Origin of the sequence: Candidatus Kurthia intestinigallinarum (assembly GCF_003991225.1) — a bacterium.
Lineage (GTDB): Bacteria > Bacillota > Bacilli > Bacillales_A > Planococcaceae > Kurthia > Kurthia populi.
In genome coordinates this window covers 60,587-86,442 of the sequence record NZ_JTFC01000044.1, presented here as the reverse complement: position 1 = coordinate 86,442, position 25,856 = coordinate 60,587, and the positions used below count along the sequence as shown (strand labels likewise).

The following is a 25,856-nucleotide window of genomic DNA, read 5'->3' as shown; positions in this document are numbered from 1 at the left end:
TATGCTAAAACCAAAATATACGATGAGAGATATTTATGGCGATGTTGTTTTCTCAGCGCGACCAGCACATGAAATCAATCCTTGGATGCCAAGCAACGAAAAACTCAATGCCCTATCTGCACGTGAAACATTAATTGCAGACGTGCCTGTACTTGTTCACGAGGCAACACAAACAGATAAAGCAAAAAAGCTATTCGATTTAGCAAGTATTCCATTTCCAGAACAGCCCTATACGTATAAAAATAAAGAAGATTACAATGCGATTTTAAAGCAATGGGGTGACGAGAAAAAAGAAGTCGTTTTACAATATATTCATGGTAAGAAAACAATTGACCGCGATGCTTACTGGATGGATGCAAAACTGTTAAATTATTTAAATAGCAAAGCCTATTTACGAGAAATCGTTCCAGAAAAATATGTACCTGAACGTGAAGTGATTGATAGTAAAGATTTAGAAAAGGCACTAGAGCACTGGGAATTACCATTTGTTTTAAAGCCAGGCGATGAAACGCCAACTGCTGGTGGTTATGGTGTGCAAATTTGTCATACAGAAGAGCAGCTTGCTGAGGCCAAAAAGCTCTTTACGCAAGAAGGCGCAGATCATGTCATCATTGAAAAATATGTTAAAGAAATTGAAAATTATTCGTGCCAGTATGCCTATAGTGAAAATATTGGTCTTCAGTATCTCGGTACCTCTGTACAAATTACAGATGACGAGGGGGTTTATGCAGGTAATGTAATGATTGATAATGTTCCGGAAGCAGTCATTCAAGCAGGACGTGAAATTATGCAGGCGGGTGTGGATAAAGGCTATGTAGGCATTGCAGGCTTCGATTTGTTATGGACGGAGGAAGGCGAAGTAAAAGCCATTGACTTAAATTTCCGTTTAAATGGCTCTACATCGATGCTCATGTATGCTGAGGCATTAGACAGTCACTGTATGAAATTTTATACCTATGATGCGATAGATAAGGAACATAACGACGCATTCTATAATCTGATGGCAGATTATATTGCACAAGATGTATTATTACCGCTTAGTTATTACGACGGCGATGCAGTTGAAGGCGGTGCCCCATCATCCTTTGTCTGCATTTGGCATGCCTTTTCTTTAGAAGATATTGAGCTTTATGAGGAAAGTTTATTTAAAAGTGGTGCAGTAGCACGTTAACGACAGAGGAAGGCGAAAGCTTTCCTTTTTTCAATTTCATTACATATGCAAAAATAAAGAAGAAACATGATATGATAGTAACAAATCTATAGAACAAGCAATGAGAGGATTAAGTATAATGATGGAATTAGAAATGGCAATTAGAGAGTACATGCTTGGTCGTCCAGTTATAAAAATCGAACGCGAAGAAGAAGATTTCATGGGCGAAATCGTTGATGCCAATCGTGGTATTATATACGGTCAAATTGAAGTGTCAGATGAAGGTAAACTAACGAATATTATGATCGATATCGAAGAAATTACAGACAATAATGATATTTCATTAGATGAATACGAAGAACTTGAACTCGAAGACTTAAAAGAAATGGCCGAAGAATTTGCGGAAGAATTTTGTTCAGGAGACTTACGTTATGTAAATGTACAACAATGGATTGGCGATACGATTTTAGTAACCTTTGAACAATTTGATCACCAATTAAATCTGCCACTGCCAAACTCTGGTGCACAGGTCGAAATCAATCGACAAGGCTTTATCGTGTCAGCAACGCTAAACCAAACGTATTACCAATTAACGTATCCAGAAATAACTGTAACCGCCGAGCAAGCAAAAGCAACTTTAGCAAATGAACTGTTATTAAAACGTGAAATTGAAGAAACGCCAGACAAGCTGCATATTGTTTATGTGCCTAAAAATCGTTTCACCGCAGTAGGTGTTGATGGCAAAGTAACGACTGTATTCGACCCAGACGCGGAAGAAGAATTACCAAAAAAAGCAATCGAAGCGGTAACTGTTACAAAATCATTACCTGAATTATTGGGTATTGACTCAGACATGGTATTTACTGATGAAGAAGATGTACAAACATGGACATCACCAACAGATGACAGCATTTATGTGCGCATCGATCGCAGTGATGCCTACGAAACCATGTACGAATCTGTGAAACCTTGGGATGAAACGCAACCAGAACTTTCAATTGCAGAGCTAGAAGATAATGCAAAACAATTTTTAGAACTAGTTGTTGGTGAAATTCATACGAAGTTTGAGCTTGAAGAACAGCTTGAAGAAGAAGAGCCAGAGCTGACAGAAGAAGAGCTTGCCTATTTCCGTGCAATAGAAGAGGCAATGGCTGAAGAAGATGACGAGTTTGATGACGATGATGAATTTGAAGATGAAGACGACAATGATTTCGAGCCATTCCGTACATTCTCATTCCTGCGTACCGTACAAGGAATCCCAGTGGATGAATACAATATTCATGTCGATATTGGCACGTACACGGGACATATTAAAGACTGTACAGTGACACGCGTAAATGAAGCAGTTATTGAGAATTTCTCAACAGATGATGTAGAAGTATCATTAGAAGAGGCGAATAAACGTTATATTGACGCATTACAACTTCGTTTAGCACGTGCCATTGAAAGTCAGGATGATTTCCCGATTTACACGTTAGTTTATGAAATTATCTTTAATGATGGTCAATCAATACTAGAAAAAATTGAAAGCAATACGGGTGAATTCATTTTCGAAGATTTATATTTAGAAGACTAATCGCCTCCTAGGGAAGAGCAGCATCCAAATGCTGTTCTTCTTTTTTTTGTGAGGAAAGTATCGGTCCTGCAGATTTTTTATAATAAAAAAGTCGAAAAATTCAAATAACTTTGCTTATAATAGAAGAAAAGGGGGCTACTTTATGACAACAACGACTGAGCTAAATATTTCCGCACTTATTGAAGAGTTAAAAGAAGACAATCATGAAATGCAAAAAGTGATGCAAAAAATTCAAAGCATTTCGATGCAATCAAAGATTTTATCACTTAATTCAGGTATTGAAGCTGCTAGAGCAGGTGAGGCAGGACGTGGTTTTGCGGTCGTCGCTAAGGAAATCGATAAATTTGCGACGTCGAGCATGGAAGCTAGTAAGTCGAGTGAAGACATTATTCAGCGCATGCATAATAAAGCGAATGAAATCATTGCGGTGCGTACCGTCGATGTTGCCTACGATACGATCGATAAAATTGAACGCAACTTATTCGAGCGTAATTGTGATGCACAGGCATGGGCAACTTTTTCAGCTGTGAAAAATGTTGTGAAAAATCATTCAATAGAAAATCAACGAATTGCAAATCAGTTTTTAGCACATACACTAAAAATTTATGAAGTATATTTCGAATTACTCGTTGTCGATTTAACTGGTCACGTCGTTGCAACCGCAAAAAACCATCAATTAATCGGTGAAGATTTATCAGGACATGAATGGTTTGAGCAGGTCATAAAAACAAATCAGCCGTATGTGACAGACCTTTATTATTCAAAAACCATTCAAGCGCATACGATGAATTATTCAAGTCCAATTCAGGACGATACAGGAAAAACCATTGGTGTGATATCAACAAGGTTTAACTGGCAATATGTCATGGAAATTATTGAACGCGCAAATGTAGGTCAGGATTCATCCTTATACATAATCAATAAAGATGGCATTGTCATTGCTTCTAAGGATGCTACAGACGTTTTGAAAAAAGACTTAGCACATTACGCCACCGTGCAAAAGTCTATAAGAGGTATCGAAAAAAGTGGCTATCAAATGGAACGAAATGAGCTCGTTGCGTTTAGTGTCTCGCAAGGATATAACGCGTATAAGGGTAAGCAGTGGTGTGCAATTGTCGTAGAGCCAATGCATTAAAAGCTATAATGACATAGTGAATGAAATAGGTCTTGACGTGACATCGATAACAAAAAAATGATATTAACGAGAAAAAGCATGGGTTTTTAGCGTATTTCGCAAAAATCCATCGCTTTTTATTTTTTTCTGAAAATTTAATTGACAATGATTCTCATTAGCTTGTATGATGAATTCAACATGTTTTAAATGATAATGTTTATCAATTATAAGCGGCGAGGAGGAACAAAAACATGCGTAAATACATAGGACTTTCTATTGTAGCGTGTTTGACGCTCGGATTAGCTGCTTGTGGTAGTGGGTCATCAAGCGATACAAACACAGCAGCTGGGAAAGTTCACATTTCAACAACTGATCGTCTCAATAATAAAGTGGAGCTTACAAAAGCACCAACATCTGTGGCAGCACTTAGCCCGGGAGACGCAGAAACGTTAATGGAACTAGAGGCGAATGTTGTGGGCGTTCCAACCATGACAGGTAAAAAACCAGCCAGCTTTGAAGGCCTTCAAGAAATCGGCAATCCTCATTCACCTTCACTAGAAAAAATTGCACAAGTACATCCTGATGTTTTCTTCGCACAGAAATCATTTAAGCAATATGCCAACACACTTGAAAATCAAGGTTCCAAAGTAGTGTATACGAAAGCTGATTCCATTGAGGATATTCAAGAGAATATTACATTATTTGGGGATGTACTCGAAAAAGAGCAGCAGGCAAGTGATTTAAACGATGAGATCACAGAGCACGTAGAGACGCTAGAAAAAAACACGGATAAAGTACGTGCATTACTCGTTTACGGTGCACCAGGGACATTTTTAGCAGCATTACCATCTTCACTATCAGGTGATATTTTAGCGAAAGCTGGTGGCAAAAATATTGCGGCAGACTTCCCGAAAGCAGATCAATATCCAAACTATGCAAGTATGAGTACCGAAAAAATTGTTGAAGCAAATCCAGAAATCGTCATGCTCATCACACATAGCGATCCAGAGGCAGTAAAAAAAGCCTTTGAGAAAGAAATGAATCAAAATGCGGCTTGGAAAAACTTAGATGCCGTTAAAGAGAAACGCGTTGTTGTGTTATCCGCAGAATTATTTGGCCAAAACCCAGGAACGAAAATTACGGAAGCACTGGATGAAATGAAAAAACAACTAGATGAGGTGCGCTAATGGTCGCGATACAATCTTCAGTAAAAGTTCATCCATTAGCAAAAAAACGGCGGTGGACATTTATTGTATTAACGGCTTTACTGCTCATCGTCTCCATCGCTAGTTTAATGATTGGCCCCGTACGCTTTTCATTAACCGAAATTTGGCATGGCTTAACCGTTGCAGATAGTTCATTAGAGCGTCGTGTCATTTGGGAGCTACGCTTTCCACGTGTGCTGGTCGGAATGTTAGTGGGCGCTTGCTTAGCAATAGCTGGTGCGATTTTACAAGCAATTATGCGAAATCCACTCGCTGACCCTGGCATCATCGGTGTGTCATCAGGTGCCGGTATTGCAGCCATTACGATTATGATTATTTTTCCTGCATACATCACATTATTACCGTTAGCCGCATTTTTAGGTGCGTTAATTACCGCATTACTGATTTACCTATTAGCATGGAAGGGTGGTGCAACACCCGTCAAAATCGTGCTAGTCGGTGTCGCAGTGAATGCAATTGTCGGTGCAGGAACAAATGCTTTAATGCTACTTTATAGCGACCGTGTACAGGCCGCACTACCATGGCTATCAGGTGGTATTGCCGGCGTTGGCTGGTCTCATTTTCAACTGATTGTCTATTATGCAATCGGTGCCATCATCATTTCGATGTTTTCTGTGAAATATATTCGGATGCTACGCCTAGGGGATGATGTAGCAAAGTTATTAGGGCAACGCGTGGAAGTTATACGCTTTTTATTAATTGTACTTAGTGCATTACTTGCAGGTATTGCGGTTAGTGTTTCAGGCTTAATCGGCTTTGTTGGCTTAGTCATTCCACATATTCTACGCCTTATCATCGGTAGTGATGACCGCTTCTTAGTACCAGCATCAGCCATTGGCGGCGCTTTTATCGTCGTCTTTGCAGATATGATTGCACGTACGGTATTTGATCCAATTGAGTTGCCGGTTGGTATTTTATTAGCCTTCATTGGTGGGCCATTCTTCTTGTATTTAATTCAACGAAATAGAAAGGGCGATGCACGTGCTTAAAGCAGAAAATATTCAATTCGTACGCAATCCTGCTTTTTCATTAAAGGACATCAATTTAACTATTGAAAAAGGCGAAGTGATTAGTTTAATCGGTCCGAATGGTTCTGGGAAGTCGACGCTACTACGTGTGATTGCTAATTTATTAAAGCCAGAAGAAGGCAATATCATCATTGATGGCAAGAATGTAAAAGCCATACCCAAAAAGGAACTCCCAAAAAATCTTGCGATGCTCCCACAAATGAATGACCATCTCTTAGATTTAACAGTTGGTGAGCTTGTTGAATTTGGTCGTGCACCATTTCAGCGGGGCATCGGGAAGTTATCACACGAAAATCAAGAAATCGTCGAATGGGCGTTGAATGTAACCGGCTTGACGCATATGAAAAATCGCTTATTGCCAGGTCTATCTGGTGGTGAACGTCAGCGTGCATGGATTGCAATGGCCGTTGCGCAGCGCTCCAAAGTATTGCTTCTTGATGAGCCAACAACCTATTTAGATATTGCACATCAGATGGAAGTACTAGAGCTTGTGAAATATTTAAACGAGGAATTCGGCATTACTGTTGTGATGGTACTACATGATATTAACCAAGCTGCTACCTATAGCGATCGCCTAATTGTTATGAAAAATGGCCAAATTCATTATGATGGCATCCCCCAATGCGTGCTTTGTACAGAAATGTTTCAAACTGTTTTTAATATCGACGCAGAGGTTCATAGCAATAATGATGGTGTTTACTTTACACCACTGAGAAGGAGGAACGGATAAATGAAAGAATTGATTCGACCATTTATCATTGCGGCGCATGGCGATTATGACATAGTAGAGCATCTTTTAAATATTGAACCGTCCCTCGCCTTTGTAGAGATGGACTGGGGTGCGGGGGATATTGAAAGTGGTCTTGCCGCCGCGGCGCATACAGGAAGTAGGGACATTGCAGAACTGTTACTTAAAAAAGGCGCAAAGAAAACCTTATTTTCACAAGCAATGCTCGGGGATTTAAATTTTGTTGAAATGGCGTTGGATGACAATCCCATGCTACTACATGCTAAGGGAGCACATGGTATCGCACTGATTCGTCATGCTGAGCGTGGTGGATTTGAAGCAGAGCCGGTGCTTGAATACTTAAATCAATTAATGGAGAGGGAGAAATTTCAATGCCAGTAAAATTAGTGAATACAATTCGTACAAAAAAAGGATTTGGGGAAGCCGTAGCACAACGTTTTGCTACACCAAAATCAGTCGCATCAGCACAAGGCTTTATTCGCATGGAAGTATTAATTAATGAAAAAAATCATGACTACGATGAAGTGAAGATTTGCACGAATTGGGATACAAAATCAGATTTCAATGCTTGGTTCACATCAGAAGAAGCGGTGAATACACATAAACGTGTCGCAAAAGAAGAAGATTCACCAATGCTAGGAAATGATGTTAGCATTTACGAAGTAAAATATGAACATTATCCAGCTGTACCAGCAAAATAATACATTTTTAAAGTAAAGGCCACGCTTATAACGTGGCCTTTTTATATGCAAAAGGATATAAATATTTTATACTTTTAAGCAGAACATTCGTCATTTCTAATAATTTCGTGACATCCGTTCAGAGTGAGATAAGATACAATAAGGGAGATGGCGCACAATGCTTCAAACGAAATACAATTTTTTAAATGCCGAATGGCTTTGGATTTTAATCGTTGCCGTTGTAACGACATTATTAGGTGAAATTAAATTACTGCCCTTTAGTAGTACAGAAAATTTTCGATTTGCTTTAGGGAGTATTGTTTTCTTGCTCTTTTTATTAGTACGCCCTGTGAAGTCTGTCATCCTTGTTGGCGTGCTAACAGGCATCGTCACGATTCTCTTTCGTATGGGCTTAGAGTTAATAAATCATGGCTTTTCATCAGAGGTACTCATTAATAATTACCCGGCTTTCTTCTATTATGTGGTCTTTGCATGCGCATTCCAGTTTTTCAATTTACGCATGTATAGCAACCAACCATTATTATTAGGGGTTTTCGCCTCTATTATTGAATTTATTAGTAATAGTGCTGAGCATGTACTCCGATTTTTATTAATCCCAGACATATCGTTAAGTTTTTTTGATTTTGTCTTAGTGGCATGTGTCGCGATTTTCCGTAGCTTTTTTGTTATCGGAATTTATAGTACAGTTATTTTATCTGAGCAACGAAAGCACCTTCAAGAGCAATTAACGATGGGGTCTGATTTATATGTAGAAGCACTGTATTTACAAAAATCAATGAATCATATTGAGCAAATTATGGCAGAAAGCTACGAGTTATACCGTGAGCTGAAGAAAAATGAAAATCGTAAATTAGGCTTAAAAGCACTACATATTGCACAGGAGATTCATGAGGTGAAAAAAGATTCCCAGCGTATTTTTTCGAGCATTTCAGAAATGACGATGCATAAAACGGAAGAGTACTATTCACTATCAGATGTCATGAATCTTGTACAAGTAGCCAACGAAAAGTACGGTGCAATGCTTGGTCGAAATATAATGTTTCATGTGGAACAATCTGTTGATTTCTATACAAACCAACACATTCCACTACTCGCTATTTTAAATAATATTGTTGCGAATGGAATTGAAGCATTAGAGGGACAAGGAACAATTGACTTAAAAGTTTTTGAAAAAAATGATAACGTTTATTTTATTATTCAAGATGATGGCAAAGGAATTCCACCGGAAGATTTAGATATTATTTTTGAACCAGGATTTACGACAAAATATAATGAACAAGGAGTAGCCGCTACAGGTATTGGTCTTTCGCATGTACAAGAAGTAATTCAAACATTAAATGGCCATATTAAAGTGGAGCTACCAGAAAAGGGCACTATTTTCATTGTCGATATTCCAATGCAAATGATTTTGCAAAAGGGGGAAAAGTAAAATGCGCTATTTTATTGTCGATGATGATGCGGCAAGTCGACGCATGTTGAAACAAATTATTTTAGAAGGCGATATGGGTGTTGTATTAGGAGAAGCCGATAGCGGAGAAAATGCATTAGAGCCCATTCTTTCGAGCGATCCCGATTTTGTATTAATTGATTTATTAATGCCAGATTTGGATGGCATTGAAACAATGGACCAGCTTCGTCGCCAAGGCTTTAAAGGTCATTTTATTATGATTTCACAAGTAGTTAATAAGGAAATGATTGGAGAAGCCTATGAAAAGGATGTTGAGTTTTTCATTAACAAGCCAATCAATCGTATAGAAGTGCAAAGTATCTTACGTAAAACGAGTGAACGCTTTATTTTGAAAAAATCGCTGATGACGATCCGTAAATCGATTCTTCATTTTGAAGAAGAAACGAAAGAAGAAACACATTTAACGATGAAAGATGTTGTGCTTTCTATTCTAAGTGAAATGGGTATTGTCGGCGAAGTAGGGAGTGATGATATCGTACGAATCATTATGCTACTATCAGAACGTGAAGAAGCAACGATGCAAGTTCCTTCCTTAAAAGGACTGTATGAAGAAATTGCTTCTAAGACACGTTTTAGTGGACCAGAGATTGCAAAAGAAAGTAAAGCAATTGAGCAACGGATTCGTCGTACCATCCTTGCAGCAATGAATAACATTGCTACATTAGGTGTTGTAGACTACACCAATCCTGAATTCGAATACTATGCACCACGTTATTTTGACTTCGCAGAAATTCGTGTAGCAATGAAAGAAGTTCAAGAAAGCGGTTCCATGCCGAAAAAGATAAAAGTAAATATTAAAAAGTTTATTCAAGTTCTATTTGTGGATTCTATGGATAAATTTAGGAGAAAGCCTTCAAAATGAGATGAATTTCATCGCATAATGAGATATATGCATCGGTAATTATCAAAAAAAACTATGAAGAAATAATTATTTTGAAAATTTTATTTAATAAAACTGTCGGATAATGTCGGATTTTATAAGTCAACTATAGAATAAGATTATAGTTTTAAAAGTAGATATGAAAAATAATTATATACTCTCAAAGGGGGCTTCATAGATGGAGAAGAAAAAACGTAAAAAATTAGGCCTGGCATGGCAAATTTTAATCGGTCTTATCCTAGGTATTATCGTGGGTGCCATTTTTTATGGTAACGAAAACATTACGAAATATGTTTACCCACTAGGAACAATCTTCATGAGCATGATCAAAATGATCGTTGTGCCAATCATTGTTTCTACATTAATCGTAGGTGTAGCGGGTCAAGGTAGTTTAGAAAAAGTAGGTAAATTAGGTCTTAAAACATTAATCTACTTCGAAATCATTACGACAATTGCGATTATCTTAGGTATTTTCTTAGCTGACATTACAAAATTCGGTAAAGGCATCGACATGAGTCAGTTATCAAAAGGTGATATTTCATCTTATGTTGATTCATCACATAAAATGGCTGAAGAGCATCACGGTATCATGGATACAATTGTTAGCATCGTACCAACAAACATCGTGTCATCAATGGCAAATGGAGATATGTTACCAATCATCTTCTTCTCTGTGTTGTTCGGTCTTGGAGTAGCTGCAATTGGCGATAAAGGTAAACCAGTATTAGCATTTGCACAAGGTGTAGCAGATGCAATGTTCTGGGTAACAAATACAATTATGAAATTTGCTCCAATCGGTGTATTTGCATTAATCGCTAATACAGTAGCAACATTTGGCTTATCTTCATTAATTCCATTAGGTAAATTAATGATTCTTGTATACTTCGCAATGATTTTCTTCATTGTTGTCGTATTAGGTATTATAGCGAAAATTGCTGGGGTTAGCATGTTCCGTATTATTAAAATTATGAAAGATGAGTTAATTTTAGCTTACTCAACTTCAAGTTCGGAATCTGTATTACCACGTATTATGATTAAAACAGAAAAAGCCGGTGTACCAAAAGATATTGGTTCATTCGTTATTCCAACAGGTTATTCATTTAACCTAGATGGTTCTACTTTATATCAAGCAATTGCAGCATTATTTATTGCTCAAATGTATAATATTGATTTAACATTAACTGAACAAATTATTTTAGTTCTAACATTAATGGTTACTTCTAAAGGTATCGCAGGTGTACCAGGCGTATCATTCGTTGTTCTTTTATCAACACTTGGCGCGGTAGGTATTCCATTAGAAGGTTTAGCATTCATTCTTGGTGTTGACCGTCTACTAGATATGATGCGTACAGTAGTTAACGTATGTGGTAACACATTAGCAGCATTCGTTATGGCGAAATGGGAAGGCCGTCTTGATATGGATAAGTACAACAATTACTTTGAAAATGAAGCAGCTGAACTTGCAGCCAAACAGAAATAACAATTCCAAGAGCTTGGGCTTCGGCCTGAGCTCTTTTTTTATGCATTTATTGACATGCAGTGGACATAAAGTGATGCTAGAATAAATGCACGATAAAAAAGGTGGGATATAGATGGAAAAAATTTTAATTGTAGAAGACGAATTTGCCATCAGTCAAGTACTCAAAGCGTATTTGACAAAAGTGCAATTTTTAACGGAGCAAGCTTATACAGGAACAGAGGCTATGCAAAAATTTCATTCATGGAATCCAGATCTAGTGTTACTTGATGTCATGTTACCAGAAAAAAATGGTTGGCAAATTCTTGAGGAAATTCGACAAGTGAGTAAATGCCCCGTCATTATGCTGACAGCACTTGGTGATGTGAATTATCGCTTGGATGGTCTTAATGGAGGTGCAGATGATTATATCGCTAAACCATTCGAGGCAGAAGAAGTTGTGGCACGCGTCAAAGCCGTCTTACGCCGAACAATAGCAGATAGTGGGCCAACAAAACAATTCGGGGCACTTGAAATTAATCTACAATCACATGATGTTACATTAAACGGTTATAAAGTAGAACTAACACCTCGGGATTTATCGGTGCTTATCTTTTTAGCAGAAAATCCAAACCAAACCTTTACACGCGATCAACTAATCGACAAAGTGTGGGGCTGGGAATACGACGGAAGTGACCGTGCAGTGGATTTAGCGGTAAAACGTCTTCGTAAATCATTACAGGACTGGCCTGAGGAACAAGGCGAAATTAAAACATTACGTGGGTTGGGGTATCAATTTAGTGTCAAAAAATAAAGAAATGAAGCGTGTTCCACTGGCACGTTATTGGACACTGCGTTATTTAGCAGCGCTGATTATTGGTTTACTTGTTGTATTCATCCTATCCATTACATGGTTACGTCATAACACGATGACAAACCGCGTAGACATGTTAGAAGTAGTAGCAGATGAAATGGCTAGTCGAATTACAGAAAGTATTACGAGTGAAGAAGCACAGCCTGGTATATTTCGGGAGCGTACACCCTTAGCGAATTTAGGAATTAATCCTAAAATCTATTTAGTGAATGCAACAGGGAATATTATTTCGAGTAATGAGCCAAAAAATGCGCCGCAAAAAATGAATGAAGCGCAGCCAAATTTACCAGCACCACCAGAATCTTTATTTGAGCAGACATTGCCTAAAACGATTATGGCTAGCAAGAAAGATATTATAAAAGTTCAATTAAATAATGACAGCTACTATGCAGTTAAAAAAGCAATTAACAGTAATAAAAAAACGGTCGGCTATGTGGTCTTACTAGAATCTAAAAAAAATCTAGCACATGTCGACCAGGAATACTCACAACTTGCGGCCATCATTATTGCACTTGCTCTTATTGGAACAATCGCCATCTATTTATTATCACGACGATTATCAAAACCGATTAAAGATGTTGCACAGGCCGCCCAACAAATTCAAAGCGGTGATTATAATGTGGCACTCGCCAATGATGTGAAGGAAAAAGAAGTGTATGATTTAATTGAATCCTTCCGAGATATGGCAGCACGTTTAAAGCAACTCGAGGCAACACGTACGGAACTTCTGGCAGGTGTAACACATGAACTGAAAACACCTGTCACATCGATCAGTGGCTTATTACAAGCTGTGAAGGACGGCGTTGTGACAGGAGAAGATGAAAAAGAGTTTGTGAAAATGGCATTGAATGAAACGACAAAGCTCAAAACAATGGTAGGTGACTTGCTCGCATTTAATTCATTTGCAGTGAATGCTATTCCAGTACACATTCAGCCATACGCTATTAATCATTATGTACAAGAGTCTGTTGTACAATGGTTGATGTCACAGCCAGAAAAAGGCGTACAGGTTGATGTGGAAATCTTACCTGAGGAAAGAACTGTACAATTAGATGGTGTTCGCTTCCAGCAAATCTTGACGAATCTTTTAACGAATGCAAAGCAAGCAATGGAAGGTAGCGGCCATATCCAATTAACCATGCAAGATGAAGAAAAGGATATTGTAATTTTTGTTGCAGATACAGGAAAAGGTATTCCTATAGAAGAGCAGCCTTTTATATTTGAGCGCTTTTACCGCGGTGAAAATAAAAAGTATGCAGTTCGTGGTCTCGGTCTCGGTCTCGCATTAAGTAAAATGATGGCCCAGTCCCTTCAAGGAGATTTACAACTTATTTCAAGTACAACAAACGGTACAACATTTAAAATCACGTTACCAAAAGTGATTTCAGAAACAACAGAATAATAGTAAAGAGATTTAGGTAATCAATATGAATCTCTTTTTTTTATTTTTTCGCTGACATTTACCTGACACATTCACTTCATATAATAAACGTATCGAAAGACAGGAAGTGAAGGGAGTTTTACCAAATGAATAAGCAGCCTAAAAAGAAAAAAGGGCTTGTTATAACAAGTATTATCGCCGCAGTCATCGTAGTTGGTGTAATTGTTTATGCACTAATTGGCAATAGCAGTAACTATGTCGCGAAGGTTGGTGATGAGAAGATTTCGCAAGATGAATTAAACGAAGCAATGCAAAAACAATATGGTTCAACAGTCGCTCAATCACTAATTACAACGAGTGTCATTGAACAAGAAGCGAAGAAACAAGATGTGACAGTTACACAAAAAGAAATTGATGCAGAAGTAAAAACTCAGGCAACACAATATGGTGGCACTGAAGGATTAGAATCTGCACTAGAATCAAGTAATATGACAATGGATGATTTTGAAGAAAGCGTGAAAACATACATTCAAACACAAAAACTAATGGAACCAGCATTAGAAATTACAGATGCAAAATTAAAAGCATACTTCAAAGAAAATAAATCTTCATACGATACAGCAAAACAAGTGAAAGCTAGTCATATTTTAGTTGAAGATAAAAAGACAGCGAAAAAAGTTGCCAAATTACTTGCTGATGGCAGTGATTGGGATAAATTAGCGAAGAAATATTCTACAGATACAAGCAACGCTTCTGATGGTGGTAACCTGGGATATTTTGATAAATCATCAATGGATGAGAACTTTGCTGATGCGGCATTCTCTATGAAAAAAGGAGAAATCAGTGATCCAGTAAAATCTTCATATGGCTATCACATTATTAAAGTGACAGGTATCAAATCAGCTAAGGAAGCAACATATGCAGATGTGAAAGACGAAGTTCGTACAGCTTATGTAAATGAGCAAATGAATGCGAACTACTCAACTTGGTTAGCAGATTTAGAAAAAGATTATGATATCGATAACACATTAGCAACAACATCAACAACTGAAGAATAATTCCCTGGGCGACTACTAGTATCTACGTAGTGCCTGCTACAAAGAGTAGTGTCGCCCTTATATAGAAAAAATAATCATTATGTATCGGCATTGAAACAACGAGGTTTCTTGCTTAGTGAAAGTGTACAAATTATAGGACTGTCCACTCTTATAAATTCTATGCTTTGACAATGTAATGATTATAGAAATATGAGGTCTCCTTGTGAGTCCTGAAGAAGCCATATTTCGTTCTATCCAATTGAATAATTGCTAGATTAGTCTACTTAATGTCCACTAAGTATGACTTCCGCACACTCTAGTTGATTATTCATCCATCTTTCAGTAGTGTATGTCCACACACTGCTAAAAGAATACTCAAAGAAATCGACTCGTCATCGAAGACAGCGAGTAGCCTATTTTTTCATACCTGCTAATAAGCAGGAATAACCCACCCAACTTATATTTACGCTTGAAAAACCCATCTTACATCGGAAAGCACACCGATGTATAGATGGGTTTTTTCGTATATAATCAATAAAAAAAGGGTAGGTGAATCACATGAGCGATTATCAATTTGAAAAAATATTAGGTATTCAAACAACGGCAGATGAGCCATTAGCAATTCACCTTGCAGACAATCATTCATATGAACCAACTGCCTACAGTGTGTTAGAGTTACTTGCAAATGAGGTAGAGGTAAAAGATGAAGATAGTTTTGTGGATTTTGGAAGTGGTAAAGGACGCGTTGCTATTTATGCAAATTACCGCTGGGGTATTCCAGTGACAGGAATTGAATATGACGAGCTATGTGTTGAAGTAGCAAATATGAATCGACATTTATATTGTAAAAAGTATGGCGAAAAAGAGATTACCTTTCATCATCAATTAGCACAAAATTATCGTATTCAAAAAACGGATTCTATTTTCTTCTTTTTTAATCCATTTAGCCCTGCGGTTTTTGAGAAGGTATTAGCAAATATCAATAAGTCCTATGAACGTTATCCTCGGAATATGAAAATTATCGTTTATTTTCCAATGTTCGAATACGTTGATTTATTAGATTGGTCGTCTTTTCAGTTTGTAAAAGAACTGCTAATGCCTCCACAAATGATTATGTCACCGAATGATCGTTTGTTAATTTATGAGCGAAATTCTTTTTAGTTTAAAATTAAATATTTTAATGTTAAAATATAATTAATTAAACATTAAGGAGTGTTTTGAATGGGTAAATTAGAGAATAAAGTAGTCATCATCACAGGTGGAGCAGGTGGCATTGGTAGCGGTATGGCGAAAGCGATGGTTAAAGAAGGCGCTATCGTAACAATCGTCGATTTAAACGAAGAAACTGGTAAAGCAATGGAGAAAGAACTACAACAATATTCTCCAGAGTCTATGTTCATGCAAGCAAACTTAATGGATCGAGATAACTTAGGAAACATCGTCGAAACAGTTGTTAAAAAATATGGTAAACTAGATGTCTTAGTAAATAATGCACATGCATCAAAACAAAAACCATTAATGGAAACAACACAAGAAGATATCGATCTTTCATTCGGTACAGGTTTTTATCCAACTTTCTATTTAATGCAAGCAGCATTCCCTTACTTAAAAGAATCACAAGGTAATATTATTAACTTCGCATCAGGTGCAGGGTTAAAAGGCGATCCAACTCAAGGCGCGTATGCAGCAGCAAAAGAAGCAATTCGTGGTATTTCACGTGTCGCTGCAAATGAGTGGGGTCAATTTGGCATCAACGTTAATATGATTAGCCCAATTGCTTATTCACCAGGCGTTGAAGCATGGTCTAAAGCTCAACCTGAATACTATGAAGCAGTAAAAAACAAAATTCCATTAGGTCGTTTTGGCGATGTTGAACAAGATATCGGTCGCGTGGCAGTATTCTTAGCTTCTGAAGATTCTCAATACATTACTGGTCAAACAATCATGACGGATGGCGGTTCAATTATGCTTCGATAGTTATGCGAGAAGGAGGCATAGTTTTGAAAAACAAAAACATCTTTCAACTCATTCATGCGACAGAAATCATCAACAATTCGAACATCGTTTACTTTATGAAACGATTCCCTCATAAAATTGGTGTAACACCTGTCCTTGTATTAGCTGAATTGAGAAATAGTGGTGCGCAAAAGCAAACGGTATTAGCAGATAAAATTGGCTGTACACCTGGCGCTATGACGAATATTTCGAATAAACTTGTAAAAGCAGGTTATGCAGTTCGTAAATATAACGATGATGATCGTCGCCATGTATTGCTCGATATTACGGAAGAAGGCCTGAAAGTATTCAATGAAGCTCAAGCATTTGGTCGCGAGTTTCAAACAGAATTATTCGATGCACTGACAGACGAAGAAATCGAACAATATGTTAATATTCAAGATAAACTCCTTGCAGCAGCTATTCAACGTAATGAAAAATAATATATAAAGACAGCGCAAATAATCGTATGTCTGCGTATAAAAAAGCAGGAACCGCCGATGAGCGATTCCTGCTTTTTTAATGTTTTTTAATATGCTCAAAGCCTTCAAGCGCAAGCTTTCGTGCTGTTGCATGGTCCACAATTGGCTGTGGATAACTTATCTGATGCGCTGCTACATATTTTTCAGGGCTGTGGATAACATCAAGTGGAACATCCTTTAGCTCTGGAATCCAACGTTTAATGTAAAAAGCGCCACTATCAAATTTTTGAGCTTGTCCAGTAGGATTGAAAACGCGGAAATAAGGCGCAGCATCAATACCACTACCGGTAACCCATTGCCATCCCATCGCATTATTTGCGGTATCAAAATCGACGAGCGTTTCTTTAAACCAGTCATAGCCGTACTGCCAAGGGATGCGTAGATGTTTAACAAGGAAAGAAGCTACAACCATTCGAACACGGTTGTGTATAATGCCAGTCTCCCACAGTTCACGCATCCCAGCGTCCACTAGCGGGTAACCAGTTTGACCGGTTTTCCACGCTGTGAATAAGTCTTCATTGAAAGCCCAAGGATAATGCTGAAAGGCTTTACGCACAGGAATACGGTCAAGGTCAGGAAACTGTGCTAACTGTTCATAAGCAAAGTCTCGCCAGGCTAGTTGTCTTAAATAGCTATCAGCAGCATCTGCATGTTCTGGCTGTTCATCAATAAATCGCTTTACACGGTACCACATCGAGCGAATACTAATATTCCCCCAAGCTAAATAAGGAGAAATATCAGACGTTCCCTGCTTTCCTGGGAAATCTCTCAGCTTATTATAAGAAGCTAAATCTTGTTCGATAAAATCCTCAAATTTTTGAATGGCTTGCTGTTCGCCAGGAGTCCAATATGCTCCAAATTTTTTCATCCAATGATGATTATCGATTAATTTTAAGTCATCTAATGCCAAAGAATCAAATGTATCTTTCGAAAAAGTACTATTTTTATTTTGTGGAAAAGTAATATATTGCAACTTTGCTATTTTCCAATAAGACGAGAATACCTTATATGGTGTCTGATTCTTCGTAACAATCTTATGATGATAAAATAGTAATCGATCATCAAAACACTTCACATATGTTGTTTTAGTAGAATATTTTTCAACGAGTTCTTGTTCAAGTAGTACATCTTTAGGTAGGAGACTACGATTGAAAAATAGGGCATCTATTTGGAATGTATTCATCAATTCTTCAATAATGAGTTGTGGATTTCCTTGGCGTATAATAAGTGAACCACCACATGATTTAATTGATTCTGCTAGTGCTTCTAATGAATAATGTAGCCACCAATCAGAGGCAGTAGCAGCTGAATTTGTTTTTTCATAGATGAACACAGGAATGACTTCATCAAAGTCGCTTGCAGCAAGTAATGCTAGATTATCATGCAACCGTAAATCATAACGAAACCACATTAACGCTTTTGTCATTGTGAAACCTCCTTTATCTAATTATAGCAATAAATCATTCGAACGTTAAATTCTAGAAAAAACAGTTAAATTCTAGAAAAAACGCTAATATATTATTTTTTTAATTTTTAGAATTAATAGAAAATTATGTTTACTTATTTGTTTTTAGAATATAAAATATGGAATTAGAAAACATATTTTAAAGTTATGTTATCAATAGTCAGAATTATCAAATAAAATTCGGCGCAAGGGGGATGGAGTTTAATGAAGAATAACAATTTAAAGAAGTACGGTGCATTGATTGTTTCATCTGCACTATTGTTAGGAACATTAACAGCGTGTGGCTCGAAAGATTCAGGTTCAGGTAGTGGGTCATCAGATGGTGACACAATTAAAATAGGCTTGAACTTAGAGCTGTCAGGCGCTGTAGCATCATATGGTTCGGGAATTTCAAAGGGTGCGGAACTTGCAATTAAAGAAATTAATGATGCAGGTGGTATCGATGGTAAAAAAATCGAGGCAGTAAAAATTGATAACAAATCAGAAAACTCTGAGGCGACATCAGCGGCATTAAAATTAGCGACACAAGAAAAAGTAGTAGCGCAAATTGGTTCAGCAACATCTGGTAATACAGTGGCGGCTGTACAAGTAGCGGACCAAAATAAAATGCCACTTATTTCACCATCAGGTACTTCACAAACAGTAACAGTAAATGACGACGGTGCTGTAAATGAATATGCATTCCGTACATGCTTCATTGACCCATTCCAAGGGAAAATTGCGGCGGACTTTGCATCAAATGATTTGAAAGCGAAAAACGTAGCGATTTTTGCGGATAGCTCAAGTGACTATGCAAAAGGCTTAGCTGAAGCATTCAAAAAGCAAATTGAAGCAAATGGTGGCAAGGTTGTGGCTGAAGAATCGTATGTAGCAAAAGATACGGACTTTAAATCAACACTTACACGCTTAAAATCAAAAAATCCTGACTTCATTTATGTACCAGGTTATTACGAAGAAGTAGGCTTAATTGTGAAGCAAGCACGTTCAATTGGTATTGACGCTCCAATGATGGGTGGCGATGGATGGGATTCACCAAAAATTGTTGAGCTTGCGGGTGCAAAATCACTTGATAACACATTCTTTACAAACCACTATTCTGCAGAAGATCCAGATGAAAAAATCCAAAAATTCGTAAAATCATTTAAAGAAGCCAATGATGATAAATCACCGGATGCCTTCAATGCACTTGGCTATGACTCAGTGTACTGGTTGAAAGATGCGATTGAACGAGCAGGATCAACAAAAGGTGAAGATATTCAAAAAGCATTAGCGGAGACGAAGGATTTAAGTCTTGTAACAGGTGAAATTTCTGTGGATGAAGAACATAACACAATCAAATCGGCAACAGTTCTTGAATTTAAAGACGGCAAACAAGTGTTCAAAACAAAAGTGGAACCTTAAGCGACAAGTCTTTTATGAAGGGGGGCACTTGTCCTCCTTTTTTTAATTTGACAAAAAGGAGTGAAAATTATGGAGTGGCTTCAACAACTCGTAAACGGTATATCAATTGGTAGTATTTATGCGTTGATTGCACTTGGATATACGATGGTATACGGCATCATTAAATTAATTAACTTCGCACATGGTGATGTTTTTATGATTGGTGCATTTGTTGGATTTTACGGCTTAACACATTGGCATATCGGATTTATTCCGTCGCTACTTGCCGCAATGATTATTTGTTCTATTTTAGGTGTTGTTATTGAACGCCTTGCTTATAAACGCTTACGTAATGCGACGCGTATTGCCGCGTTAATTACAGCTATCGGGATGTCGTTATTAATTGAATATACGACGATTTTCTTCCGCGGCGCACAGCCGGAAGCTTACCCTGATAATGCAGTTATTTCAAAAACATTTACTGTTTTTGGTACACAAATTAGCTCAGAATCAATCATTATACTAGTCACAACAATTGTTTTAATGTTATTACTACAATTTATTGTGCATAAAACAAAAATTGGTAAAGCAATGCGTGCTGTTTCTCATGATATGGAAGCTGCTCGCTTAATGGGGATTAATGTGAATAATACAATCTCAGCAACGTTTGCAATTGGTTCTGCATTAGCAGGTGCTGCTGGCGTAGTATTCGGTTTATACTACACAAAAATTGATCCATTAATGGGGATTATCCCTGGCGTAAAAGCATTCATTGCAGCTGTACTAGGTGGTATTGGTAGTATTCCAGGTGCTATGACAGGTGGTATGGTGCTAGGTATTGTGGAGACAGTTGTTAGTGCGCTTGGCTTCTCAATGTGGCGCGATGCAGCAGCATTTATCATTCTTATTTTAATTTTAATCTTTAAACCAGCGGGTATTTTTGGTAAAAATACGCGCGAGAAAGTGTAGGTGGTCATGATGAAAATTTCAAAAACATTTTGGATCTACACGATTATAGCGATTATTGGCTATGCAATTATTCAAGTGATGATTTCAAGTGGTCAATTAGATATGTATTATTCAAATTTACTTATTACGATTGCGATTAATGTAATGTTAGCTGTCAGTCTTCACTTAGTTATTGGTATTACAGGACAGTTTTCAATCGGCCATGCAGGGTTTTTAGCAGTAGGGGCCTACATTTCAGCGATTTGTACGATGCAGCTACATTTACCATTTATCGTTGGATTACTTGCAGGTGCTATTGTAGCTGCGATTGCAGGATTAATCGTTGGGATTCCAACGCTTCGTTTACGCGGAGATTACTTAGCCATTGCCACATTAGGCTTTGCAGAAATCATCCGTATTATCTTCTTAAACTGGGAGTATGTTGGTGGCGCGGCAGGGATGCAAGTTATGCAACAAACAACGTGGACGTATGCATTCTTCGGCATGTTAATTACGATTATTGTCATTTCGAACTTTACACGCTCACGTCATGGTCGTGCTTGTATTGCGATTCGAGAAGATGAAATTGCTGCTGATGCGATGGGAATTAATATCACGTATTATAAAGTACTCGCATTTGCGATTGGTTCGTTATTTGCAGGGCTTGCAGGTGGTTTATTCTCTCACAATTTCTTCATCATTCAACCAGCTCAGTTCGGGTTCTTAAAATCATTTGATATTTTAATTTATGTTGTACTAGGTGGTCTTGGTAGCCTATCAGGTGCAGTGATTGCGGCAGTTGCATTAACAATTATTTCACTTTACCTACAAGACTTCCCAGAAACACGAATGATTATTTACAGCCTTGTGTTAATTCTTGTCATGCTTTATCGCCCAGTAGGTTTAATGGGTACAAAAGAAATTACAGATTTATTCAAACGTAAACGCAAGGGAGGAGACGCACATGAGTAACTCTCTTTTAAAAGTAGAAAATGTCGGTATTCAGTTTGGTGGGTTAAAGGCTGTACAAGGCTTTGATATGGAATTATTTGAAGGAGAACTAATCGGTCTAATCGGTCCAAATGGTGCCGGAAAAACGACAAGTTTTAATATGCTAACAGGTGTATATAAACCAACAGAGGGACAGATTACGTTTGATGGAAAAGTGACCAATAATATGTCACCACACCAAGTAACAAAAAGTGGTATGAGCCGTACATTCCAAAATATTCGTCTGTTCAAAGAATTAACTGTTCTTGATAATGTAAAAGTAGCGAACCATTCTCTAGCAAATCATTCGGTACTAAGCTCAATATTACGTTTACCAACTTATTTCAAAGGTGAAGCAAAAATGGAGAAGGAATCACTCGAATTTTTAAAGATTTTCGAGCTAGATAAATATAAAGATGAGCTAGCAAAAAATTTACCTTATGGGATGCAGCGCCGCCTTGAAATTGCACGTGCATTAGCTGCCGGGCCTAAGCTTTTATTATTAGATGAACCAGCTGCTGGTATGAATCCAAAAGAGACGAGTGCATTGATGGATTTAATTGCATTGATTCGTAAAAAATTTGATTTAACAATTTTATTAATCGAGCATGATATGGGACTTGTTATGGGAATCTGTGAGCGAATTTATGTACTAGACCATGGGCAACTTATCGCATCAGGCACACCAGAAGAAATTCGTAGCAACAAGAAAGTAATCGAGGCGTATTTAGGTGAGGAGGTAACGGTTTAATGCTAAAAGTTGAAAATATCGATGTATTTTACGGCAATATTCAAGCATTGCGTGAAGTATCACTAGAAGTAAATGAGGGTGAAATCGTTACATTAATCGGTGCAAATGGTGCCGGGAAAACAACGTTACTTAAGACGTTATCTGGCTTATTAAAACCGAAAAAAGGCAAAATTGAATACCTCGGAAACTCAATCGCAGGAAAAGCAGCGCAAGGAATTGTGAAGAGTGGCATCTCGCAAGTACCAGAAGGTCGTCGTGTTTTTGCAAACATGAGTGTAGAGGAAAATTTAGATTTAGGTGCTTATTTACGCAAAGACCGCGATGGTATTAAAAGAGATATGGAACGAGTTTATGAGCTATTTCCGCGATTGCTTGAACGAAAAAGTCAGTCTGCAGGAACGTTATCTGGTGGTGAGCAACAAATGCTTGCGATGGGTCGCGCAATCATGGCGAAGCCTAAGTTATTGTTGCTAGATGAACCTTCGATGGGCCTAGCACCTTTAATGGTTCAAACGATTTTTAGTATTATTAAAGAAATTAACGAAGCAGGTACAACGATTTTATTAGTTGAACAAAACGCACATATGGCACTGTCAGTTGCGCAGCGAGCCTACGTTATTGAAACCGGTAAAGTTGTATTATCTGGCGATGCTAAGGAACTACAAGAAAGTGATGAAGTACGTGCAGCATATTTAGGTGGTTTATAGACTCAGAAAGGACAAGTATGATGCTTGTCCTTTTTTAATGCGGGTAAAGATAAATAAGGGGTGATGAAAATGGTAGAACGTGTAATCGCAACTGAGGAAGCACTGACTGTTATTCAAGAATTAAAAGCATCACATGGAGCACTAGTATTTCACTTATCTGGTGGGTGCTGTGATGGAACTGCACCGATGTGCTATGAGCAGGGTGAATTTAAAGAAGGCAGCGTGGATTTATTGCTTGGTACATTAGACGAGGATATTCCATTTTACATGCATGAAAGCTTATATGAATATATGAAGCACACGCAAATCATTGTCGATGTTACGAATGGGATGGGTGGCTTTTCACTTGAAGCAGAATTAGGAAAAGCATTTCTAACACGAAGTCGACCTTTTACAGAAGATGAGGAAAGAGAATTAGCAGAAATCCATTGACCTATTATTTGAAAAAATATGTTTTTTGTTAGATAATATATGTACGAAACAGAAAATTCTGGGAATTTGACGTTTTAAAATAATCGTAAGGGAGCGGATAGTGTAATGATCTATGCAAATCCAAACACTGAAGGCGCAGTAATCCAATTTAAGGAAAAATACGATAACTATATTGGTGGTGAATGGGTAGCACCAGTAAAGGGTGAGTATTTTGATAATGTAACGCCAGTAACAGGTGAAGTTTTCACTAAAGCTGCAAAGTCAACTGCTGAAGATATCGAATTAGCACTTGAGGCTGCACATAAAGCGAAAGAAGCTTGGGGTAAAACTTCAGCAACTGAACGTGCTAATATTCTAAATAAAATTGCTGATCGCATTGAAGAAAACTTAGAATTAATTGCGGTTGCTGAAACTTGGGATAATGGTAAAGCAGTTCGAGAAACATTAAATGCAGATATTCCATTAGCAGTAGATCATTTCCGTTATTTCGCTTCTGCTATTCGTGCACAAGAGGGTAGTCTTACGCAATTAGATGATGATACAGTAGCGTATCACTTCCAAGAGCCTCTAGGCGTTGTTGGTCAAATTATTCCTTGGAACTTCCCGATTTTAATGGCAGTTTGGAAGCTAGCTCCTGCATTAGCAGCTGGTAACTGTGTCGTATTAAAACCGGCAGAGCAAACACCAGTATCGATTATGGTTGTAATGGAATTAATCGAAGACTTACTACCACCAGGTGTTGTAAACATCGTTAATGGCTTTGGTGCAACAGTAGGTAAAGCCTTAGCAACAAACAAAAAAATTGCGAAAGTGGCATTCACAGGTTCTACAGCAGTAGGGCGTTTAATTATGCAATACGCAACTGAAAATATCATTCCTGTAACATTAGAGTTAGGTGGTAAGTCACCTAATGTATTCTTTGAAGATGTTATGGATGAAGATGATGAATTCTTAGATAAAGCAATTGAAGGTCTTGTTATGTTTGCGCTAAACTCAGGTGAGATTTGTACTTGTCCATCACGTGCATTAATCCAAGAATCAATTTACGATAAATTCATTGAGCGTGCAATTGAGCGCGTAAAAGCAATCAAAATTGGTAATCCATTAGATACAGAAGTAATGATGGGTGCACAAAACTCAAATGAACAACAAGAAAAAATCAAGTCTTATTTACAAATTGGTAAAGATGAAGGTGCGGAAGTGTTAGTCGGCGGTGAAGCTAATCGTGTAGAAGGATTAGAAAATGGTTTCTACATCCAACCTACTATCTTCAAAGGAAACAACAAAATGCGTATTTTCCAAGAAGAAATCTTCGGCCCTGTATTATCGCTTACAACATTCAAAGATTACGACGAAGCAATTGAAATTGCGAATGATACAGAGTACGGCTTAGGTGCTGGGGTATGGTCTCGTTCAGGTGACATTGCCTACCGTGCAGGTCGTGCAATCCAAGCAGGTCGCGTATGGACAAACACATATCACCAATATCCAGCAGGTGCAGCATTCGGTGGTTACAAGCTATCAGGTATCGGTCGCGAAAACCACAAAATGATGTTAGATCATTATCAACAAACGAAAAACTTGCTAGTTAGCTATAACCGTAAGCCTCAAGGTTTCTTCTAAACCGAAAGGAGAGAGCAACATGGTTGAACGTGTTGTTGCAACGGATAAAGCAATTGAATTAATTCATTTTTTGAAAGATAAATATGGAAAAGGACTAGCTTTTCATCAGTCAGGTGGTTGTTGTGAAGGTTCGAAACCATTATGCTTTTTGGAGGATGAATTTAAAGTAGGACAAATCGATGTACTCCTTGGATATGTGGATGGAGACGTGCCATTTTATATGCATGAAAACCTCTACAATTATTCGAAGCATACACAACATGTATTAGATGTTGTGGATAGTTTTGGGAGTGGATTTTCAATTGAATCCATCGAAAATAAAAGTTTCCTTATACGCGCTCGTGTGTTTACAGATGAGGAATATGCGGAAGTGAAACAAATTATTGCCAATGAAAAAGCAGTGGGGTGATCCACTGCTTTTTTCTGTTATATTAATATTAGTTT

At 37.7% G+C, this 25,856-nt stretch carries 26 protein-coding genes; 25 read left to right on the top strand and 1 reads right to left on the bottom strand.

Annotated features, from left to right (window positions below; genetic code table 11):
• The first annotated feature begins 1 nt into the window (after nucleotide 1).
• The 17 genes from ldmS to QI30_RS18275 all read left to right on the top strand — a co-directional run bounded on the left by ldmS (nucleotide 2) and on the right by QI30_RS18275 (nucleotide 17,077).
• Nucleotides 2-1,171, top strand: a complete 1,170-nt coding sequence (gene ldmS / locus QI30_RS18355; RefSeq protein ID WP_126992025.1) for an L-aspartate--L-methionine ligase LdmS — start codon at nucleotides 2-4, stop codon at nucleotides 1,169-1,171.
• Between the two features lie 118 nt (nucleotides 1,172-1,289).
• Nucleotides 1,290-2,726, top strand: a complete 1,437-nt coding sequence (locus QI30_RS18350; RefSeq protein ID WP_126992024.1) for a YcdB/YcdC domain-containing protein — start codon at nucleotides 1,290-1,292, stop codon at nucleotides 2,724-2,726.
• A 142-nt stretch (nucleotides 2,727-2,868) separates the two neighbouring features.
• The gene (locus QI30_RS18345) at nucleotides 2,869-3,861 is read left to right on the top strand and encodes a cache domain-containing protein (protein ID WP_126992023.1); all 993 of its coding nucleotides are present in this window, start codon (nucleotides 2,869-2,871) and stop codon (nucleotides 3,859-3,861) included.
• Nucleotides 3,862-4,091: 230 nt separating this feature from the next.
• The gene (locus QI30_RS18340; protein WP_126992022.1) at nucleotides 4,092-5,027 is read left to right on the top strand and encodes an ABC transporter substrate-binding protein; all 936 of its coding nucleotides are present in this window, start codon (nucleotides 4,092-4,094) and stop codon (nucleotides 5,025-5,027) included.
• The gene (locus tag QI30_RS18335; protein WP_126992021.1) at nucleotides 5,027-6,055 is read left to right on the top strand and encodes a FecCD family ABC transporter permease; all 1,029 of its coding nucleotides are present in this window, start codon (nucleotides 5,027-5,029) and stop codon (nucleotides 6,053-6,055) included. The genes QI30_RS18340 and QI30_RS18335 overlap by 1 nt, the downstream gene beginning before the upstream one ends.
• The gene (locus QI30_RS18330) at nucleotides 6,048-6,824 is read left to right on the top strand and encodes an ABC transporter ATP-binding protein (protein WP_370323636.1); all 777 of its coding nucleotides are present in this window, start codon (nucleotides 6,048-6,050) and stop codon (nucleotides 6,822-6,824) included. The genes QI30_RS18335 and QI30_RS18330 overlap by 8 nt, the downstream gene beginning before the upstream one ends.
• Nucleotides 6,825-7,223 carry an ankyrin repeat domain-containing protein gene (locus QI30_RS18325; RefSeq protein ID WP_126992019.1) on the top strand — a complete coding sequence of 133 codons (399 nt, stop codon included), beginning with the start codon at nucleotides 6,825-6,827 and terminating at the stop codon, nucleotides 7,221-7,223. It abuts the gene before it with no gap.
• The gene (locus QI30_RS18320; protein WP_126992018.1) at nucleotides 7,214-7,543 is read left to right on the top strand and encodes an antibiotic biosynthesis monooxygenase; all 330 of its coding nucleotides are present in this window, start codon (nucleotides 7,214-7,216) and stop codon (nucleotides 7,541-7,543) included. Before QI30_RS18325 ends, QI30_RS18320 begins: the two co-directional genes overlap by 10 nt.
• Nucleotides 7,544-7,700: 157 nt before the next feature.
• On the top strand, nucleotides 7,701-8,972 hold the full coding sequence (locus tag QI30_RS18315; RefSeq protein ID WP_126992017.1) for an ATP-binding protein: 1,272 nt from the start codon (nucleotides 7,701-7,703) through the stop codon (nucleotides 8,970-8,972).
• A gap of 1 nt (nucleotide 8,973) precedes the next feature.
• On the top strand, nucleotides 8,974-9,873 hold the full coding sequence (locus QI30_RS18310) for a response regulator (protein ID WP_126992016.1): 900 nt from the start codon (nucleotides 8,974-8,976) through the stop codon (nucleotides 9,871-9,873).
• Between the two features lie 196 nt (nucleotides 9,874-10,069).
• Nucleotides 10,070-11,371: a cation:dicarboxylate symporter family transporter gene (locus tag QI30_RS18305; RefSeq protein ID WP_126992015.1), complete on the top strand. Its 1,302-nt coding sequence runs from the start codon at nucleotides 10,070-10,072 to the stop codon at nucleotides 11,369-11,371.
• 112 nt (nucleotides 11,372-11,483) lie between these two features.
• The gene (locus tag QI30_RS18300; RefSeq protein WP_126992014.1) at nucleotides 11,484-12,161 is read left to right on the top strand and encodes a response regulator transcription factor; all 678 of its coding nucleotides are present in this window, start codon (nucleotides 11,484-11,486) and stop codon (nucleotides 12,159-12,161) included.
• Nucleotides 12,148-13,623 carry a HAMP domain-containing sensor histidine kinase gene (locus QI30_RS18295; protein ID WP_233600630.1) on the top strand — a complete coding sequence of 492 codons (1,476 nt, stop codon included), beginning with the start codon at nucleotides 12,148-12,150 and terminating at the stop codon, nucleotides 13,621-13,623. The genes QI30_RS18300 and QI30_RS18295 overlap by 14 nt, the downstream gene beginning before the upstream one ends.
• Nucleotides 13,624-13,748: 125 nt before the next feature.
• Nucleotides 13,749-14,660 carry a peptidylprolyl isomerase gene (locus QI30_RS18290; RefSeq protein WP_126992013.1) on the top strand — a complete coding sequence of 304 codons (912 nt, stop codon included), beginning with the start codon at nucleotides 13,749-13,751 and terminating at the stop codon, nucleotides 14,658-14,660.
• A gap of 537 nt (nucleotides 14,661-15,197) precedes the next feature.
• Nucleotides 15,198-15,800: a class I SAM-dependent methyltransferase gene (locus QI30_RS18285; RefSeq protein WP_126992012.1), complete on the top strand. Its 603-nt coding sequence runs from the start codon at nucleotides 15,198-15,200 to the stop codon at nucleotides 15,798-15,800.
• 60 nt (nucleotides 15,801-15,860) lie between these two features.
• A complete protein-coding gene (locus QI30_RS18280) occupies nucleotides 15,861-16,616 on the top strand; it encodes an SDR family NAD(P)-dependent oxidoreductase (RefSeq protein WP_126992011.1) in 756 nt (251 codons plus the stop codon).
• Between the two features lie 23 nt (nucleotides 16,617-16,639).
• Nucleotides 16,640-17,077: a MarR family winged helix-turn-helix transcriptional regulator gene (locus QI30_RS18275; protein ID WP_126992010.1), complete on the top strand. Its 438-nt coding sequence runs from the start codon at nucleotides 16,640-16,642 to the stop codon at nucleotides 17,075-17,077.
• A gap of 76 nt (nucleotides 17,078-17,153) precedes the next feature.
• Here QI30_RS18275 and QI30_RS18270 read toward each other — a convergent pair whose 3' ends face one another.
• Complete coding sequence (locus QI30_RS18270; RefSeq protein WP_126992009.1) at nucleotides 17,154-18,542, bottom strand: cryptochrome/photolyase family protein; 1,389 nt, start codon at nucleotides 18,540-18,542, stop codon at nucleotides 17,154-17,156.
• Nucleotides 18,543-18,785: 243 nt separating this feature from the next.
• Between QI30_RS18270 and QI30_RS18265 the strand changes: the two genes are divergently transcribed.
• The 8 genes from QI30_RS18265 (at nucleotide 18,786) to QI30_RS18230 (ending at nucleotide 25,821) form a co-directional block, all read left to right on the top strand.
• Nucleotides 18,786-19,982 carry an ABC transporter substrate-binding protein gene (locus QI30_RS18265; RefSeq protein ID WP_126992008.1) on the top strand — a complete coding sequence of 399 codons (1,197 nt, stop codon included), beginning with the start codon at nucleotides 18,786-18,788 and terminating at the stop codon, nucleotides 19,980-19,982.
• 69 nt (nucleotides 19,983-20,051) lie between these two features.
• Nucleotides 20,052-20,930: a branched-chain amino acid ABC transporter permease gene (locus QI30_RS18260; RefSeq protein ID WP_126992007.1), complete on the top strand. Its 879-nt coding sequence runs from the start codon at nucleotides 20,052-20,054 to the stop codon at nucleotides 20,928-20,930.
• Between the two features lie 9 nt (nucleotides 20,931-20,939).
• Complete coding sequence (locus tag QI30_RS18255; protein ID WP_126992056.1) at nucleotides 20,940-21,881, top strand: branched-chain amino acid ABC transporter permease; 942 nt, start codon at nucleotides 20,940-20,942, stop codon at nucleotides 21,879-21,881.
• Nucleotides 21,874-22,650 carry an ABC transporter ATP-binding protein gene (locus QI30_RS18250; protein ID WP_126992006.1) on the top strand — a complete coding sequence of 259 codons (777 nt, stop codon included), beginning with the start codon at nucleotides 21,874-21,876 and terminating at the stop codon, nucleotides 22,648-22,650. The genes QI30_RS18255 and QI30_RS18250 overlap by 8 nt, the downstream gene beginning before the upstream one ends.
• Nucleotides 22,650-23,357: an ABC transporter ATP-binding protein gene (locus QI30_RS18245; RefSeq protein ID WP_126992005.1), complete on the top strand. Its 708-nt coding sequence runs from the start codon at nucleotides 22,650-22,652 to the stop codon at nucleotides 23,355-23,357. Before QI30_RS18250 ends, QI30_RS18245 begins: the two co-directional genes overlap by 1 nt.
• 69 nt (nucleotides 23,358-23,426) lie before the next feature.
• A complete protein-coding gene (locus tag QI30_RS18240) occupies nucleotides 23,427-23,789 on the top strand; it encodes a DUF779 domain-containing protein (RefSeq protein ID WP_126992004.1) in 363 nt (120 codons plus the stop codon).
• Nucleotides 23,790-23,894: 105 nt separating this feature from the next.
• Nucleotides 23,895-25,412: an acetaldehyde dehydrogenase ExaC gene (exaC, locus tag QI30_RS18235; RefSeq protein WP_126992003.1), complete on the top strand. Its 1,518-nt coding sequence runs from the start codon at nucleotides 23,895-23,897 to the stop codon at nucleotides 25,410-25,412.
• 19 nt (nucleotides 25,413-25,431) lie between these two features.
• Nucleotides 25,432-25,821: a DUF779 domain-containing protein gene (locus QI30_RS18230; protein WP_126992002.1), complete on the top strand. Its 390-nt coding sequence runs from the start codon at nucleotides 25,432-25,434 to the stop codon at nucleotides 25,819-25,821.
• The last annotated feature ends 35 nt before the right edge of the window (nucleotides 25,822-25,856 follow it).

Excerpts from the sequence above, each read along its gene's own strand:
- ldmS (WP_126992025.1), top strand. The coding sequence starts at position 2 with ATGCTAAAACCAAAATATACGATGAGAGATATTTATGGCGATGTTGTT.
- QI30_RS18350 (WP_126992024.1), top strand. The coding sequence starts at position 1,290 with ATGATGGAATTAGAAATGGCAATTAGAGAGTACATGCTTGGTCGTCCA.
- QI30_RS18345 (WP_126992023.1), top strand. The coding sequence starts at position 2,869 with ATGACAACAACGACTGAGCTAAATATTTCCGCACTTATTGAAGAGTTA.
- QI30_RS18340 (WP_126992022.1), top strand. The coding sequence starts at position 4,092 with ATGCGTAAATACATAGGACTTTCTATTGTAGCGTGTTTGACGCTCGGA.
- QI30_RS18335 (WP_126992021.1), top strand. The coding sequence starts at position 5,027 with ATGGTCGCGATACAATCTTCAGTAAAAGTTCATCCATTAGCAAAAAAA.
- QI30_RS18325 (WP_126992019.1), top strand. The coding sequence starts at position 6,825 with ATGAAAGAATTGATTCGACCATTTATCATTGCGGCGCATGGCGATTAT.
- QI30_RS18320 (WP_126992018.1), top strand. The coding sequence starts at position 7,214 with ATGCCAGTAAAATTAGTGAATACAATTCGTACAAAAAAAGGATTTGGG.
- QI30_RS18315 (WP_126992017.1), top strand. The coding sequence starts at position 7,701 with ATGCTTCAAACGAAATACAATTTTTTAAATGCCGAATGGCTTTGGATT.
- QI30_RS18310 (WP_126992016.1), top strand. The coding sequence starts at position 8,974 with ATGCGCTATTTTATTGTCGATGATGATGCGGCAAGTCGACGCATGTTG.
- QI30_RS18305 (WP_126992015.1), top strand. The coding sequence starts at position 10,070 with ATGGAGAAGAAAAAACGTAAAAAATTAGGCCTGGCATGGCAAATTTTA.
- QI30_RS18300 (WP_126992014.1), top strand. The coding sequence starts at position 11,484 with ATGGAAAAAATTTTAATTGTAGAAGACGAATTTGCCATCAGTCAAGTA.
- QI30_RS18290 (WP_126992013.1), top strand. The coding sequence starts at position 13,749 with ATGAATAAGCAGCCTAAAAAGAAAAAAGGGCTTGTTATAACAAGTATT.
- QI30_RS18285 (WP_126992012.1), top strand. The coding sequence starts at position 15,198 with ATGAGCGATTATCAATTTGAAAAAATATTAGGTATTCAAACAACGGCA.
- QI30_RS18280 (WP_126992011.1), top strand. The coding sequence starts at position 15,861 with ATGGGTAAATTAGAGAATAAAGTAGTCATCATCACAGGTGGAGCAGGT.
- QI30_RS18270 (WP_126992009.1), bottom strand. The coding sequence starts at position 18,542 with ATGACAAAAGCGTTAATGTGGTTTCGTTATGATTTACGGTTGCATGAT.
- QI30_RS18265 (WP_126992008.1), top strand. The coding sequence starts at position 18,786 with ATGAAGAATAACAATTTAAAGAAGTACGGTGCATTGATTGTTTCATCT.
- QI30_RS18260 (WP_126992007.1), top strand. The coding sequence starts at position 20,052 with ATGGAGTGGCTTCAACAACTCGTAAACGGTATATCAATTGGTAGTATT.
- QI30_RS18255 (WP_126992056.1), top strand. The coding sequence starts at position 20,940 with ATGAAAATTTCAAAAACATTTTGGATCTACACGATTATAGCGATTATT.
- QI30_RS18250 (WP_126992006.1), top strand. The coding sequence starts at position 21,874 with ATGAGTAACTCTCTTTTAAAAGTAGAAAATGTCGGTATTCAGTTTGGT.
- QI30_RS18245 (WP_126992005.1), top strand. The coding sequence starts at position 22,650 with ATGCTAAAAGTTGAAAATATCGATGTATTTTACGGCAATATTCAAGCA.
- QI30_RS18240 (WP_126992004.1), top strand. The coding sequence starts at position 23,427 with ATGGTAGAACGTGTAATCGCAACTGAGGAAGCACTGACTGTTATTCAA.
- exaC (WP_126992003.1), top strand. The coding sequence starts at position 23,895 with ATGATCTATGCAAATCCAAACACTGAAGGCGCAGTAATCCAATTTAAG.
- QI30_RS18230 (WP_126992002.1), top strand. The coding sequence starts at position 25,432 with ATGGTTGAACGTGTTGTTGCAACGGATAAAGCAATTGAATTAATTCAT.